The 15,815-nt window shown below is 64.8% G+C and carries 9 protein-coding genes and 3 pseudogenes; 3 read left to right on the forward strand and 9 right to left on the reverse strand.

The genetic code is table 11. The features are described 5' to 3' along the window. Window positions 1-15: 15 nt before the first annotated feature. Window positions 16-1,485, forward strand: coding sequence for an NAD-dependent succinate-semialdehyde dehydrogenase (locus tag JQT59_RS01235; protein ID WP_213571283.1), 1,470 nt, complete (start codon window positions 16-18; stop codon window positions 1,483-1,485). 912 nt (window positions 1,486-2,397) lie between these two features. On the opposite strand, the pseudogene JQT59_RS38220 reads toward JQT59_RS01235, so the two are convergent. Then, window positions 2,398-3,964: pseudogene (locus tag JQT59_RS38220) on the reverse strand (IS1634 family transposase). A gap of 322 nt (window positions 3,965-4,286) precedes the next feature. On the opposite strand from JQT59_RS38220, the gene JQT59_RS01245 reads away from it, so the two are divergent. Beyond that, on the forward strand, window positions 4,287-5,090 hold the full coding sequence (locus JQT59_RS01245) for a FadR/GntR family transcriptional regulator (RefSeq protein ID WP_213571285.1): 804 nt from the start codon (window positions 4,287-4,289) through the stop codon (window positions 5,088-5,090). 169 nt (window positions 5,091-5,259) lie between these two features. Here the strand turns inward: JQT59_RS01245 and JQT59_RS37945 are convergent, their stop codons facing one another. The 7 genes and pseudogenes from JQT59_RS37945 to JQT59_RS01270 form a co-directional block, all read right to left on the reverse strand. Further along, window positions 5,260-5,454 (reverse strand): hypothetical protein, encoded by a 195-nt coding sequence (locus JQT59_RS37945; RefSeq protein ID WP_349306975.1) that lies wholly within the window; start codon window positions 5,452-5,454, stop codon window positions 5,260-5,262. 9 nt (window positions 5,455-5,463) lie between these two features. Then, window positions 5,464-5,727 (reverse strand): transposase, encoded by a 264-nt coding sequence (locus tag JQT59_RS37950; RefSeq protein ID WP_349306980.1) that lies wholly within the window; start codon window positions 5,725-5,727, stop codon window positions 5,464-5,466. 331 nt (window positions 5,728-6,058) lie between these two features. After that, window positions 6,059-6,259 (reverse strand): annotated as a pseudogene (locus JQT59_RS37955) (IS110 family transposase); the annotation flags it as partial. A gap of 708 nt (window positions 6,260-6,967) precedes the next feature. Next, the gene (locus tag JQT59_RS01255) at window positions 6,968-7,699 is read right to left on the reverse strand and encodes an ABC transporter ATP-binding protein (protein WP_213571287.1); all 732 of its coding nucleotides are present in this window, start codon (window positions 7,697-7,699) and stop codon (window positions 6,968-6,970) included. Next, on the reverse strand, window positions 7,692-8,465 hold the full coding sequence (locus JQT59_RS01260; RefSeq protein ID WP_213571289.1) for an ABC transporter ATP-binding protein: 774 nt from the start codon (window positions 8,463-8,465) through the stop codon (window positions 7,692-7,694). Before JQT59_RS01260 ends, JQT59_RS01255 begins: the two co-directional genes overlap by 8 nt. After that, window positions 8,455-10,464, reverse strand: a complete 2,010-nt coding sequence (locus JQT59_RS01265) for an ABC transporter permease (protein ID WP_213571291.1) — start codon at window positions 10,462-10,464, stop codon at window positions 8,455-8,457. The genes JQT59_RS01260 and JQT59_RS01265 overlap by 11 nt, the downstream gene beginning before the upstream one ends. Before the next feature lie 10 nt (window positions 10,465-10,474). Then, window positions 10,475-11,707, reverse strand: coding sequence for an ABC transporter substrate-binding protein (locus JQT59_RS01270; RefSeq protein WP_213571293.1), 1,233 nt, complete (start codon window positions 11,705-11,707; stop codon window positions 10,475-10,477). Window positions 11,708-12,172: 465 nt separating this feature from the next. Between JQT59_RS01270 and JQT59_RS38225 the strand changes: the two are divergent. Next, a pseudogene (locus JQT59_RS38225) lies at window positions 12,173-12,256 on the forward strand (DUF4193 family protein); the annotation flags it as partial. 112 nt (window positions 12,257-12,368) lie between these two features. On the opposite strand, the gene JQT59_RS01280 reads toward JQT59_RS38225, so the two are convergent. Beyond that, on the reverse strand, window positions 12,369-15,650 hold the full coding sequence (locus tag JQT59_RS01280; protein ID WP_213571296.1) for a protein kinase domain-containing protein: 3,282 nt from the start codon (window positions 15,648-15,650) through the stop codon (window positions 12,369-12,371). Between the last annotated feature and the right edge of the window lie 165 nt (window positions 15,651-15,815).

Consider the following 15,815-nt stretch of genomic DNA (forward strand, 5'->3'; position numbering starts at 1 on the left):
ACGAAAGAACTGACGATGCCTACACACCTATCGGACTTCGCCAAGAAGGTCCTCGCAGCAGTACCCACCGGCCTCTGGATCAATGGCCAATCGACCCCGGCCGAGGGCGGCGCCACCTTCGATGTGACCGACCCCGCCACCGAACAACCGCTGGCGAAGGTTGCCGACGCATCGGTGGCCGATGCCCACCACGCCCTGGACGTCGCGGTCGGCGTCGCCGGTGAGTGGGCTGCCACGGCACCACGCGAGCGCAGCGAAATCCTGCGCCGTGCCTTCGAGATTGTGACCAAGCGGTCCGACGAGTTCGCCATGCTGATGACCCTGGAACTCGGACGCGCCTTGCCCGACAGCGTCGCCGAGACCCGATACGGAGCCGAGTTTCTGCGCTGGTTCGCCGAAGAAGCGGTCCGCATCGGCGGGCGCTACACCACCTCACCGAACGGCACCGGCCAGATCCTGGTCACACACGGTCCGATCGGCCCTTCGTTGGCGATCACCCCTTGGAACTTCCCCCTGGCCATGGGAACCCGCAAGGTCGGCCCCGCCCTGGCCGCCGGCAACGTGATGGTCGTGAAGCCGGCCGGGGAAACACCCTTGACCATGCTCGCGCTCGCCGAGGTCTTCGCCGAAGCCGGACTACCGGCCGGAGTCCTCTCGGTCCTCCCCACCTCACACAGCAGCACCGTGTCCTCCGCACTCATCAACGATGACCGGATCCGCAAGATCAGCTTCACCGGCTCAACTCCGATCGGGCGAATCCTGTTGAGCCAGGCCGCAGAAAGGGTGCAACGAACATCGATGGAACTCGGCGGAAACGCACCGTTCCTGGTCTTCGACGACGCCGACATCGATGCGGCCGTCGAGGGTGCATTCGCCGCCAAGATGCGCAACGGCGGCGAGGCCTGCACCGCGGCCAACCGCTTCCTGGTCCAGTCGACGGTCGCTGAGGAGTTCACCGACAAGCTGACCACTAAAATGGCGGCGATGCAGCTCGGTCCCGGCTATCAGGACGGCATCACCCTGGGGCCGCTGGTCAACGCCTCACAGCGCGACAGCGTCGCAGCCCTGGTCGACACCGCCGTCGCGGCCGGCGCCCGAATCCGTCTCGGCGGCAAACGGCCCGAAGGTGCCGGGTTCTATTACCCGGCGACCGTACTCGATCTGGTTGATCGCGAGTCAGCGGTGCTCCGTGAAGAAATCTTCGGACCCGTGGCCATGATCAGTACGTTCGACACCGAAGCCCAGGCGATCGCCGCGGCCAACAGCACCGAATACGGTCTGGCAGCCTACTTCTACAGCCAAGGCGCCGAACGGTGTAACCGCATCGCCGCAGCCCTCGACGCAGGCATGGTCGGTGTCAACCGCGGAGTGATCTCAGACGTCGCGGCACCTTTTGGCGGCGTCAAGCAATCAGGTATCGGACGCGAGGGCGGAAGCGAAGGTATCGCCGAATACCTCACTACGAAATACATCGCCCTCACCTGAACGATCCCGCTACTCTCCCTCGACCACCGATTCTCGTTCGAAGACCCACTGTGACCACCACGCAGCGCCAGTCCACGCCGTAACCTTCCCCCTCGGAGCCGAAGATCTGGCTCAACACAGAGGGACCGAAAACGAGGGCCACCGTCAAGTGCGCCTGTCAGAACATCGGCGGATCTGATGATCCCCATACCACCTCCATTGTTGAGACGCGTTAACGAATGACAGGACACGCCGCTACAGACTGACGGATCGTGACCGGTGGGCGGTGCTCGTCAACGTAGATACGCGGTGGAACGCACGAGGAGGCCAATACGGTGGCATCGCGCTCCTCGGGGATGTTGGGGACAGTGAACCGCTCGAGCGTAACTACGACAAAAACGGCTACGACTTAGCAAATCGTCAGTCGGGGAGTCTATGTTGCTCGTGTCGTCACCGAAGAAGTCGCTGCGCGCAAGCGCGATCAACGCCGGGTACTTCATTTCGTAGGTTTGCGTGGTGTGCCGGAACGCCTCGATCGCCGACTCGAGCGGTCGTGTCGGCATACATGCTCCGCGCATACGCCAGCAACGCCTCGTACTGCTGGATGTGCTCAGTGCTTGCCGGTAACCCGGACACGATGGTGAGGGGAATTTGTGGGTCGGCGCCGAGCGGTCGTGGGCGGCGGAGCTGGCGATGAAGGCCGGATGAGCAGGGTGCCCTGCGTCCATCTCGACGAGTCGTTGGCGGAACCACGGGGAATGCACGAGCCCGGCGTGTTCCCACGCCCGGTGCACACACCATCGCGCGACGGCTGGTTGCCGCTGGTCGCGAGCGCCGCGACACGGTCGATGAGGTCCCAATCCAGTCCGGCGGCATGCCGGGAGGCATGGATCGCCTTGAGAGCCGGAGTGAGGGGTTTGTCGCCGAAGGTGTTCACGCGGTGCGCACGGCGGGTAGTTCGAGCGCGGTGAGGATAGCGGCGGCATCTGGTGTCAGTGGGTCCGCTGCTGTGTGGGGTTGGCCGGCGATGGTCAGGATGATCTCTTGAAGCGGGCGCAGGGCTTTCGCGAGGCGCCCGATTAAGACCCCCCGTCTCGGCCTGCAGGGTAGCGGGCGACCGCAAGGGCGGTGAACACGATGGTCAGGTGTGCTTCGTTCGCCTCGCGGGTGTGGTGGAACATCGGCCTGGCTCGCAGGTCGGTCTTCGACATGCAGAACGACTGCTCGACGCGCCAGAGGTCGTGGTACTTGTCGATGACCTCGCCCGGCCTCATCAGCGCGTTGGGGATATTGGCGGGTGTAACCCTTCAACCCGACCAACGATCGTGCTCGCTCCAACACCGAGGTGTCGAGGCTGCGGCCTTCGGCGGTGGTCTTGACGAACCGGTCGCTTTCGGTGCCTTCTCGCCGTCGACGATGTCCTGTGCCCGCCCTTTCTGGGCTTTGAGGGTCTGATTGCCACGAACAGCGCGTCGCTTCGAGTACTGCCAGACCGCCCGCCACGAACTCGGGTGTCCGGACACTGGTTCGGTCCGTTTCCTGTCGTTGTTGACGACACTTCTCCCGTGTCGGGGCGTGACCGTGTCGATGATCTGGTCATCGGTGAAAGCGTCTCCGTCCAATGGAAATGTGAGACGAGATCGCCAGGGGCTTTGGTGACGCGGACCCGACGATGAACTTCAATCCGGCTTCGTCGAGGGAAGTGAAATTGCCAGCGGAGAGCTCGCCGGCGGCTGTAGCCACTATCTCGACGCCCTCGATGTTGTGGCGGGTCTGGAACTGCCGGATGATGGGCACGATGGTGTGGGTTTCGGCCTTGTTGCCCTCGAAGCACCCAATCTCGGAGGGGATCCCGGTGCGGTCGACGAGCACGCCGACCACGATCTGCGGATCGACCCGGCGCTCCTTCGAGTTATGCCGTCCTCGGCATAACTCGAATACCCGACCTTGCGGAGGTCGTCTTCCTTCTCCGCCTCGAAACACAAGGTAGTGACGTCGTAAAGCACCAAGCTCAACGCGGCAGTCCTGGCGGCATGCTCGAAGCACTTCGTCGCGACGCGGTCCCGGTAATCCCATGCGGCGCACCGCTCCGATGCGTTGGCGTAGGTATTGCGGGGGGTGGAGTCAAGGCGATCTCACCGACGACCCGGGAGGTGTCGCTCATCGGTGTCGACTCGACGATCCGGCCGAGGACGAGCTGGAAGAAGGCGTCGTGGTCGATCACATCGAAACCCAACCGTCGCCGTCCCGCCTTGATCGCCTCGATCAGCCAGCGGGACCGCTTCGCCACGATCTCAGACCCTCGATCACCGCCGTCGAGGCCGAGGTCGAGTTCCTGCTGACTGGCCGTCAACTTCTCGCGGGCGATCTGCAGCAACGCCGCCAACTCGCCGTCGGTGTGGGCGGAGCCGACGTGCTCGAGAATTTCGTGGCGACCACGGTCCTTCGCTGCGATCTGCACCGCCGTCGCTCCCGACGCGGACCTTACGGATATACGCAGCCACTACCGGCGATCCCACCGGCCGGATGTGCCCCATATCGCCGACCATGGACCCCGCTACCAGCGCAAACGTCAGCTGATGCCGGACATTCCCGTCAACCTGTGCAAGCCAGGGCCTGGCCATAGCAAAACTCGCGGCTTGCCAGTCAACAACAGTCCATCCCTGGCAGCATAGGGACGAACCACTCGTAAGACCATGCCGCCGTGCGCGCTACTTGCCCAGCAGAGCAATGCCCAGCAGAGCAATATCGCCATCCTTGCTAGGCTTGAACTGTTAGGATGAAGGGGATTGCCGATTGCAGGATGTACATTAAGGGCACACATGACCGCCTCCCCAACCCGCCGAGTCCCACAGCGAAGAATCGCCGAAACAGTCGCCGACGAGCTCCGCAACGACATTCTGGCGGATCACAACTACCGCCTTCCGACACAGGATCAGCTCGTTAAAGACTTCGGTGTCAGTTACCCTTCGGTACGAGAAGCTCTCAGAATTCTTGAGACCGAAGGCCTGGTGACTGTTCGCCGAGGCAACGTCGGCGGCGCTGATGTACGCAGACCTGACGAAACGTCAGCCGCATATCACCTCGGCCTCTCGTTGCAGGCCGGTGGCGTTGTGTTGCGTGACCTGGCAGAGGGTTTGCAGCTGTTGGAACCTATGTGTGCCGCCGAATGTGCAAAACGGGAAGACCGGCTCGAAGTTGTAGTTCCAGCACTGACTGCCGCGATTGATTCATCCGCTACCTTCACGGATTGCGGACTAGATTTTACTAATACGGCCAGAGATTTCCACACCTTGGTTGTGGGATTCACACCGAACGCGACGATTCGTTACGCGGTGGGGAGTTACGTAGCGCTCTGGGCCGCGCAAGAAGAGGCGTGGGCGGAGTCACGCGTCAAACTTGGTGAGTACCCTACAGAAGTAGAAGCGGCAGCTGCAGTAAGCGCGCATCGTCGGATTGTCGACGCGATTGCCGAAGGAAGGCCCGAGGAGGCCGAACGACTTGCCCGCGCACATCTTGCGGCCACCCAAGCGCTAGTGCTCGTCGATCACGCCGATCGCGTGGTCAATGCGTCATCCGCAATGTCCCGCCAGGCTATTCGACGCAAACGCCGTTCCCGGGTCTGATACCAACAGAGCTCGCCGCGACCTGAGATATCAGGACATGGGCAGCAGCATCAAGGGGCAAGCCCATGAGATGGTATGCGAGGTCGTCGCGTGAGCCTCGCCCAGGTCGGTGTCCGAGATGGGGCCGCGCTGCTTGGCCTTGTAGTAGACATCCCACGCGGGTCAGACGTCAAGCGACCGCCGGTTGCTGTCCCGCATAGAAGTCGGGCCACGCCGCGCGGTCGTCCCAGGGTATGTCGTGTCGCAGACACCACAGGCGCCTGAGTAGCTTGTTCGCGAGATTACGCAGTGCCGCGTTGTGCTGGTCGCCCGCGGCTCGGCGCTTGTCGTAGTGGGCTCGTGCGCCGGCTGATTTGGTGAGCATCGAGAACGCCTACCAATGGCAGGCGTCGGCCAGGCGTTTGTTACGGACCTTGCGGGCCTTGACGTAGTGCGATCGGCCCGATGACATCGTCACCGGCGCGGTGCCGGCGTACGAGCGAAGATTGTTCGAGCCGGTGAATCGTTCGGGGTCGTCGCCGATTTCGCCGAGGACTCGGGCGGCCAGGACGGGGCCCAGGCCGGGTGCCGACCGCAGAATAGCGGGCTTGTGGGTGAGCTTCGAACTGCTGCCCGAGCTGCGCCTCGAGGGCGTCAGCGGCCTGTCGCATCGCCACCAGGACGGCGATCAGCCCGGTGACGGTGTGGCCGTATGCGGCCTCGACTTGCAGGGGTTGCCGCAAAGCCGGTGCCCGAAGGAGGCTGAGGATCTGCTCGGCCAGGGCAGGGTGGTTGCCACGACCCGAGCGTTGCAGCAGGGTAACGACGCGGCGGCCTGTCAGCTTGGCCGCAGCGGCGGGTGTCGGGACCGTCGCGAGCACAGTCGTCGCCGCGCGATGTTTTAGGTTCGGGAATGCCTGCACCGCTTGCGGATAGAACTCCAATAGCAATGAGCGGAGTCGGCTGACCGTTTGATTCAGCGCCCACACCGCTTCCTGATGCTGACGTGCGAGCGTCTTCACCGCGCGCCCCTGCTCGCTGATGGCCGGTAGCGGCCTGTGCATGTGCCGGTCGGTTCGCAGTACGTGCGCGAGGACGGCGGCGTCGCCCGGGTCGGTCTTGCCCACCGCGGCGACGCGCCGCCGACATCGCGGCGGGTTCGACGACCGCCAATCCGGAACCGAGGACACGCTCGGCGAGACCTGCTCCGTAGGAGCCGACGCCTTCGATAACTACCAGAGTCGCGTGCTCACCCACGCGTCGGCGGATCCATGTCACCGCTCGCTCGAGCCCGGATGGGCTCGTCGGAAACATTGATTGGTCGACAATTGCTCCGGTCGCGACGGTGACAACCGACAGTGAGTGGGTAGCGGCGTGGGTATCAACCCCGATGACGAATTCGTACTGATCTGCAACGATAGGCATGGCGGCGGAATCCTTCCCAAGAGGTGACGTCGTGCCGGCGTCGGCCCGGGAAGAACACTTCGAGGCAGGCCTGTAACGGGCCACGACCCGCGCACACGGGTCGGGCAGGCTTCTGATCAAGCCACCGAAGCGAGACCGGGTCGGCGTCGCCGTCTCGGCCGAGTGGACAGATCCTGGACAGTGCACCCCGAAGGGGCCATGCGGTTCAGGGGTCACACTCAATCGCGACGACGGCACCGATCCTGCCAGCCAGCCCCGGGCCAGCCACTACAAACACTTACAGACAGTTCAGTTCGACCTTGTCTAGTTTGAGCACGGTCAGCAAATCTTCGCGCTGGTGCTCACTCAGCCGGTACAGGTGGAGTAGCACGTTGGCGTCGACGCGACGGTCCCCTCGGTCACGACTCTCCGGATGGTGTCCTCGGCGTACGTGTAGAAGTCGCCACGACCTGCGGGCAGCTCGCCGCCGAAGGCTAGAGCGATTCGCCACCGAAGTAAGCGGTTTCGAGGCGATCGCGGTCGGCCAGCAGGTCTTTCGCGTCGCCTTCGAGGACCATCCGGCCGTGATTCAGCACGATTGCCCGATCGGAAACCGCGAGGGCGAGTTCGACGTGCTGTTCCACGAGTACGACGGCGATACCTTCGTCGCGGGCCAGGTCCCGAATGGTGGGCAGCATCTGCTCGACCACCATCGGCGCGAGCCCGAGACTCATCTCGTCGACCATGAGGACCCGCGGTTCCGCCAGGAGCGCCACGGCGATCGCGAGCATCTGCTGCTCACCGCCCGACAACAGCCCGACTATTCGTGACTGCACTTCGGCCAGCGCCGGGAATCTGTCGAGGACGAATTCTTCACGTGCCCGGTCGGGTCGCCGGCGTGAGAGCCGCAGGTGCTCCCGCACCGTCATGACCGAGAACAATCCACGATCGTCGGGGACGAAACGCATTCCCCGCCGCGCCATCCGGTACGGCCTCTTGTAATCGACCGGCTCTCCCATCGCGGTGGTCCGTCCACTCATGGCGGGTAGTAGTCCGGCGAGAGCCAGCAGCGTTGTGGTCTTGCCTGCCCCGTTGGGTCCCAGAACGGAGAGCACCTCGCCGGCCGCGACCGTCAAATTCACGTCGGTGACCGCCGCGACGCCGTTGTAGCCCGACGTGAGGGATTCGGCGGTGAGGAGATCACGGGCGAGTGTGGGATCAGGCACGGGTCGTCTCCATCGGTGTTCCCAGGTAGGCGGCGACCACGGCGGGGTCTTTCCTCGCCTGCGCCGGTGTTCCGGAGAAGATGACCTTTCCGAATTCCATGACGTAGATCCGGTCGCACACGCCCAGTACCAGCGACATGTCGTGGTCGATGAGCAGAACACCGGGTCCGGTGCGCGCCAACTCCCGGATGCGTCCGGCGAATTCGAGGCTTTCCCGGCTGTCGAGCCCGGCGGCCGGTTCGTCGAGCAGGAGCAGGCGGCAGTTCCCGACGAGTGCCCGTGCGACCCCGACGAGTTTCTGTTGCCCGAGTGTGAGGTCGCGTGCGAGGGTCTTGCCGACGTCGCCGAGCCCGACCGTGTGAAGGGTGGTAGCCACGATGTCGTCGGTGCCTGTGCCGCGGCGACCCCACAGATCGTGCCAGAGGGTGGCGAGGCCGCCCGGCCGCAGGGCGGCGACGACGTTCTGGGCCACGCTCAGATTCGCGAAGAGCTCGCCGCCCTGCCACGTGCGCGAGAGACCCGAGCGGCGCCGCCGATGCGGCGCAAGAGGGTTCATGGGCGCACCGTCGAGCAGGACGGTGCCCTCGTAGTCGAGGAAACCGGTCACCGCGTCGACGAAGGTGGTCTTGCCGGCGCCGTTCGGGCCGATCAGCCCGACGATCTCCCCGGGCAGCACGGTCACGGAGACGTTTTCGTTGGCAACCACACCTCCATAGCGGACGGTCAGGTTCTCGGTCGACAATCCGGTGGGTGTGTTATCCGGCATCGCTCACTGCCACCTTTCGGTCGGTGTCCGCGGTCGCGGTGGCCGGCGCGACAGGGCCGGCCGGTGCTCGTTTCCGCCGGGCACGGACGAGGCCGGCCATTCTGCTCGCCTCACCGGCTATGCCGACAGGGTTCATGACGGCCGTGAGAATCAAAGCGATCCCGGAAATCAACGCGTAGTAGTCGCCGAGTTCGAGGACGTTGTGCACCAAGACATAGACGATGCCCAGCGGGCCGATGACACCGGCAATGGCGGCACCGCTGAACGAGGTGATGCCACCGAGGTATGCGACCGCCAGGACCTGCAGGCCGACGAAGACGGTGAACGATTCCGCCGAGAGCTGACCGGCACTGTAGCCGATGAGGCAACCGGCGATTCCGGCGATGAAGGCCGAGAGCCCGAATCCGATGATCTTGGTCAGCCGGACGTTGATACCGCTTGCGGCAGCGGCACGTTCGTTGGCACGAACGGCGAGGAACGTTCGGCCGGTGTTGCCGGACGCGAGTCGGACGAACGCCCACACGACGAATGTGGCAACCGCGAGCACTGTCAAAGAAAACGGCAGGCGTGCAATCTCACTGCCCTCACGTACACCGAGATTCAACCCGAAGAAGGTGGGGTTCGCGATGGGGTTACCCGAGGGCGGGGTCAAACTGTAGTTGTTGAAGACGAATCGTTCGATGGCCAGCGCCGCCGCGATGGTCACGATAGCCAGCTGAGCTCCCCTGATCCGGAAGGCGGGCAGCGCGACCAGCATGCCCAGCAGTGCCGCCACGAGTGAGCAGAACAGCAGGGCCAGCGGAAACGGCATGTTCCAGTTGGTGGTGACCTTCGACAGCGTGAACCCGGCCGCGCCCGCGAATGCTGCCTGCGCTAGCGAGATCTGACCCAGATATCCGGTGATGATCACGTACGAGAGCGCGAGCAGCATCAGGATGATCGAGTAGGTGAGGCCGAAGCGGTAGGCGCCCGAGGTCGCCGCCAGGAGCGCACCTGCCGCGAGTAGCAGAAGGGCGGCAGGAATCGGCCGGAACCTCGGTATCGTCACGTCCGGCAACTTGACGGTCTGCAACGATCCTCGCGACGGCAACCGCCCGCCGAACAGGAACAGAATCAGGATGACTACCAGGAACGGCACCACCTGATCCACTCCGGATTGCGCCCACACCGGCCACCAGGGTTCCCCTGCGAGCAGGTTGAGCACCGACTGGAACGCGCCGAGAGCAAGCGACGCGATCGCGATGGTCGTCACCGACTCCATTCGCGCGATGAGGAGCACGGCGAGGGCGGGGACGACGAGCAGCGAGTAGTTGAGCGGGTTGAGTCCGGTCAGGCTCGCCCCGAGAATCACACCGACCGTGCTGACCACCGAGGCCATCACCATCGCGAGCGCGGCGAGCCGATCCGGCGAGAATCCCATCAGGGTCGCGCCGCGCTCGTTCTCCGCCGCCGCGCGAGTTGCGGCGCCGGCGCGGGTGAAGCGGAAGTACGCCCACACCAGCGCCGAGAACCCCAGCATGACCGCGGCCATCACGATCTCGGCCGACGACACCGAGGTACCGAACAGGGAGAGGGAGCCGGACGGGATCAACGACTCGATCGCAATGTTGTTCGGACCGAATCTGATGACCACCAGCGCCTGGACTGTGAGCATCAGCGCGACGGAGACCACCACCTGTGCTAGCGCCGGTGCGCGCCGCACCGGACGAAAGACCAGGTAGTGGGTGATCACACCGAGCAGCATCGCCGCCACGAGCCCGATCGCCAGGGCGACCGGCGTGGAGGGAGGATCGTCGAACTCGATGCGTCCGATCGGCAGGATCAGCGTGCCGTCCAGGCGCAGTTGCGCGAAGACGTATGCGCCCCACATCGCGGTCGCGCCCTGCGCAAAGTTGATGATCCCGGTCGAGCGGTAGACGAGGAGCAAGCCGTTGGCGAGCCCGATGTACACCGCGGCGAGGCCGAACCCCAGGACGATGAACTGCAGGTAGGTGTTCATGGCAGGGTCCTCAGGAGGTGGTGGGCACCAGGGACGGATCGAGGTCGATGTACCCGCCCTCGTCCACCGAGCGGAGAGTGCCGTCGCCCTGAACCTCGAAGAAGATCGCCTGTGCGTTGCAGGTGGTGGCGACGCCGGGCCACTGCTGACCGTCGCACGTCACGGTCGGTCCGGCGAAGGTCGGGAAGTCCTTCAGCGCCTTGAACGCATCCGTCACGGCGCTCGCGGTGATCTCCCCGTCGGTCTTGGACAGGACCTGGGCGATATTGACAATGGCCGCGAAAGTGTAGATCGACCGTGACGAGAGTTCGTCGCCGTAGCCGACCGCCTCCATCGCTTCCGCGAAGGTGTCCAGTTGTTCCTGGACTTCGGCGGGCGCCGAGTCCTTGGCCAGCGGAACCCACAGTCGCGGCTGGGTGACGATGCCGGCGGCGTCCGCGCCCAGGTCACTGATGAACTGCGAGCACGAACCGGCCAGAATCGTGTCTTCGTAACCCTGCCGGCGCAACGCCTGGAACAGGCTGGTGCATCCGTCCTCGGGCAGTGCGATGACACCGGCCATGTCCGGATCATCCGAGAGTTGCGTCGAGGCAATCACGTTCAGGTTCGCACCCGAAGCGGGAGGATACTGGACACTGACATCGATGCCCATCCGCTCGGCGATCGGCATGATCAGGTCGTCGACGTAGGCATGCGAGGTAGGCGATTCGTTCACCGCCAGCGATGCTTTCGTCTTATTCATCTTGTCGAGCAGTGACATGCTCGCTAGTGCGCCGAAGGATACCGGTCCCGTGAAGTAGAACGCCTGCCCGTATTCGGCTGCGTCCGCCACGAATGAGCCCGCGAGTGTTCCGACGATGGGGATACCCGCCGAACTCAGGATCGGCACCGCGGCACCCATGCTCTGGTCGACGGCATCGATCACGAGCGAAACGTCCTTCGACACGAAGCCGTTGGCGCAGCTGATCGCGGTCTCCGGGCTCCCGTCGCCGCCGCAAACGTCCACTTCGAGGGGACGACCGCCGATACCGCCGAGCACCTCGTTGACGTACTGCACGCCGGCCTCGAGACCGTAAGCGGTCTGCGGGTAGGCCGTTGCGCCCTTGATCGGGGCCTGGGCACCGATGACGATCGGCGTACCGGGGAGCTCGGTACCTGTGTCCTGGTCGCCACCACTCGAACCGCATGCCGAAAGCGCGAGCGCGGCAACCGCGGTGAGCGCGCCGACGGGAAACTTCTTCACGTGATGTCCCACTTTTCTCGAATCAGTCGCGGAAGAGGGAGCCACCCCTACTGGTGTGTGGCAGTTAACCATGGACAGTACAGTCATTACAAGTATAGTTATCCTTGCAATGATCATCCCATTGGTTGGTCGAATGTAGATATCCACGTAGATCGGGACACGGGTGTCTACCTAGATACGGAACAGATTCCAGCGGCGGGACAGTTTTCCTCGGTATCGCTTGCTGTGGTGAAGGTGGGGGTATCCGAGGCCGCCCGGCGGGACGGTAGACGGTGAGGTGGAGGCTGCCGACCGGAGATCACCCCGGTGGAGGCCACGGCGGGAAGGTAGATCGTGGGGTCTTGTTGCGGGGTTGAGCATTTCGGGCCATCGAGCGCCGGGGAGCGTGTCCAGGCCACCGATCACCAGGGCGACGAGAAGGGTCAATGGTCCCACCTGGAACGGTCCCTCGGGCAGGCCGAGGTCGAACGCGTTGAACTGCCCGGCGTCGACCTGTCGGGTGAAGAACTCACCGTCCGCGTCATCCCGATACACGCCGACGAATTCACTGCACAAATTGCTTTGCCACCCAGGGCAGGATTTATTATGTGCAGAATCGGGCGAGTCGCCGGGCTGGTCCACGTTACCGGCGATGCCACCGCTGGCCGAGGACGACGACCAGCTACCTAGTAGTGCCCCGCTCCGTTACCCAGGCCGCGACCTGGGTCCGGGAGGTGAATCCGAGTTTGGCCAGGATGTGCTCCACATGACCTTGTGCCGTGCGAGGTGAGATCACCAGGCGACGGGCGATTGCCTGATTAGTCAGGCCTTCGCCGATGAGGTCGGCAACTTGACGTTCCCTCCTGGTCAGTAGCGCCGACGAGTCGGTCTCGCGAGTGGATGGGGCCGCCGGTTGCTGGTGAAGGGCATAGGCGATGGCCGCATCGAAGCCGAACTGTTCGCCTTGGCGGTGGGCCGCCTTGAAAGCTTTGTCCCCGAGTTTCTGCCGGGCCTTCTGGGCATACTCCTTTTGGTAGACAACCAGATGGGAATGTATGACCGCGGAACTCCCGATCTCCCGTGCCAACCCGTCCGCGGCTCCCATCAGAACTGCTGCCCGACGTGCATCGCCTTGTTCGAAGTTGATCCAGGCCAGCGCCTCGAGGCCGGCGGCAACGGCGCGGGGACTGTGCACTTGCCTGGAGAGCTCCAATGCTTGTTCGATAAGCGGCACCGCACGATCGGTAGCATGCTGCTGCCACACAGAAATTCCCAAGGCCCGCAGCGCATACGATCGATGCACCTTCTCGCCGTGCTTTTCTGTGATCGCAAGGACACGCTCATGGCATTCGATCGCCTGCTCTGTCAGACCCGACAGTCCATAAACCGTCCCTAGTGTGATCAGGGTAGCTATCTCGAGCCCCCGGTGTCCGCGTTCGCTGAACTCTGCGAGTGCGGATTCGAGGAGAGAGCGGGCCCGTTCGAGATCACCGCTGAGGAGGCCGAGCCGTCCTTCGGCGACGGTAGCGAACGCGCGCACCATCGGGTCGGTGGTCTGCGCTGCGAGCGTGCGCCCTTGCCCGACGAGCGTGGTCCCGGCGTGGAGGTCGCCTTGCATGATGGCCAGCACGCTGGCACAGTGGAGCGCCTTGGCCCATTCGACGGTGGGTGGGCCGCTCTGGCGGGCGAGCAGTTGCTCGAGCCAGCGCCGCCCCTCGCTGTAGAGGCCCTGGGAGCTCCAGAACAGGTAGAGTGCGGCGGCGGTGCGCAGTCCTACGGCGGGATCGTCGTCGATGCTGAACTCGAGGGCCTCCCGGATGTTGGGTTGTTCCCGCTTCAGGCGGGCGATCCAGTCGAGCTGGCGGGCGCTGATCCACTCGGCTTCCGATTCGAGCGCCAACGCCTCGTACCAGTCCCGGTGACGGCGACGCAAGGCAATGCCCTCACCGTTCTGCCCGAGCTTTTCCAGGCCGTATTCGCGGAGGGTCTCGAGCATCCGGAACCGCACCGCCGACCCGTATTCGTCGCGGATCAAAATCGACTTCTCCACCAGGGAGGTCAGCGTGTCCAGCATCTCGCCCGCCTCCAAACCCTCGCCGCACACCCGCTCGGCCGCATCGAGTTCGAAGCTTCCCGCGAACACCGCCACCCGACCCCACACCAGTTGTTCACCGGTGGTGCACAACTCGAAGCTCCAGTCGATACACAGCCGCAGTGTCTGTTGCCGCGTCGGCGCACCCCGGCTGCCGCGGGTCAGCAGAGTGTAGCGGTCGGCCAACCGGTCCAGGATCTGGTTGGGCGAGAGCGCCCGCAACCGGGCCGCCGCCAACTCGATCGGCAGCGGCAAACCGTCGAGACGGTGACAGATCCCCGCCACCGTCGCCGCGTTGTCCTCGGTGAGCGCGAACCCCGGAACGGCAGCATTGGCGCGTTCGGTAAACAACGTCACCGCATCGTATTTGGGCAACCCGCGCAGGGAGGGCCGCCGTTCCGGATCGGGGGCAGCAAGTGGCGGGACCCGCAGCACCGCCTCCCCACCGAGAACCAGGGGCTCGCGGCTGGTGGCCAGAATTCGCACCCGCGGGCACGAGCGCAGCAGGAGGTCGGTGAGTTCGGCGACCGCGTCCACCACCTGCTCGCAGTTGTCGAGCACCATCAACACCTCACGCGGTGCGAGGAACTCGGTCAGAACCTCCCGCACCGGTCGTGCCGAATGATCCCGTAATCCCACGGCGGCGGCTACCGCGTCGACCAGCGAAGACTGGTCGCGCAGCTCCCCGAGTTCGACCAGGCGCACCCCGTGGGCGTAGTCGCGCTGCACCGCCGCGGCGACCCGCACCGCCAGCCGCGTCTTGCCGACACCGCCGATCCCGGTCAACGTCACCAGTCGCGACCCGGCCAGCAGATTCTTCGCCTCAGTGAGCTCGTGGCGGCGGCCGACGAAGCTGGTCAATTCCGGGGGAAGACTGCCCGTTGCGCCCGCGGTGGCGGGCGCCGTGGTCCGTCGTCGGCCGCGCGGCACCCGCCCTGGGTCACCGACCTCCGCGTCCATCCCGGCATCGACGTCCGGGCGCAGGGCCATCTCGTCGATCGGGAGGTTGTGGTCGCGTTGCAGGGCTCGCAGCTGTTCCCCGAAGTCCGAGGCGGTGGCCGGGCGCTGACCGGGCTCACGGGCCATCGCGCGGGCGATTACCGCGGACACGTCGTCGGGGATGCCGTGCTCGCGCGGATCGGGCACCTCGTGTGTGGTGATCCGCAGGAACTGCGCCACCACCTTCTCACCGCTGCGGCGTTCGAATGCGGCGTGACCGGTGAGAGCACTGAACAGGGTGGCGCCGAGGGCATAGATGTCGGCGGCCGGGCCCGGCGGATCGCCGCCGAGCACCTCCGGCGCGGTGTACGCGGGCGACCCGGTCACGACGCCGGTGGCGGTCTCGAAGCCACCGGCAATGTGCGCGATGCCGAAATCGGTCAACTCCGGCTCACCGTATTCGGTGAGCAGGATGTTCGAGGGTTTGACGTCGCGATGAACGATGCCGAGCCGGTGGGCCGTCTGCACCGCACCGGCCAGCTTCACTCCCACCCGCAAGGCCTCGCTCAACGGGAGCGGACCTTGGCGGCGGATTCGCCCGTCGAGGGAGTCCCCCGGGTGATACGGCATCACGATGTAGGGAAGGCCGCTGTCGGTGGCGCCAACCTGCAGGACGTTGACGATGTTCGGGTGCCCGGTCAGCCGCCCCATCGCACGCTGCTCACGGAAGAAGCGGGCTCGATTCTCCTCGTCGAGTTCGACGGTGAGCACCTTCACCGCCACCGTGCGATCCAAGCCCGTCTGGGTGCAGCGGTAGACCACGCCGAAACCACCGCGGCCGATCTGCTGGGCATCGACGAAGCCGGCGCCTGCCAGCTCCGCGGACGGCGAGGGCGGGTACCGCTGCGTATCGAACGGGTCTCTTTCATCCATCGGATAGCGCTACTCACTCCGTCGACTCGTCGTTCCCGCGCACCGGTTCCGACGGCACAACCCGCGCAAGTTCCTTCCGTGAAGCCACCTCGTACGTACCCTCAAGGATATCGCTGTATGTGATCTTGAGGCCGCGGACGAAGCGGTATAGCTGCGGGTATGTCC

Source organism: Rhodococcus sp. USK13, from assembly GCF_018343855.1.
In the GTDB taxonomy this organism is placed as follows: Bacteria; Actinomycetota; Actinomycetes; order Mycobacteriales; family Mycobacteriaceae; genus Rhodococcus_F; species Rhodococcus_F oxybenzonivorans.

Excerpts from the sequence above, each read along its gene's own strand:
- JQT59_RS01235 (WP_213571283.1), top strand. The coding sequence starts at position 16 with ATGCCTACACACCTATCGGACTTCGCCAAGAAGGTCCTCGCAGCAGTA.
- JQT59_RS01245 (WP_213571285.1), top strand. The coding sequence starts at position 4,287 with ATGACCGCCTCCCCAACCCGCCGAGTCCCACAGCGAAGAATCGCCGAA.
- JQT59_RS37945 (WP_349306975.1), bottom strand. The coding sequence starts at position 5,454 with ATGCTCACCAAATCAGCCGGCGCACGAGCCCACTACGACAAGCGCCGA.
- JQT59_RS01260 (WP_213571289.1), bottom strand. The coding sequence starts at position 8,465 with ATGCCGGATAACACACCCACCGGATTGTCGACCGAGAACCTGACCGTC.
- JQT59_RS01265 (WP_213571291.1), bottom strand. The coding sequence starts at position 10,464 with ATGAACACCTACCTGCAGTTCATCGTCCTGGGGTTCGGCCTCGCCGCG.
- JQT59_RS01280 (WP_213571296.1), bottom strand. The coding sequence starts at position 15,650 with ATGGATGAAAGAGACCCGTTCGATACGCAGCGGTACCCGCCCTCGCCG.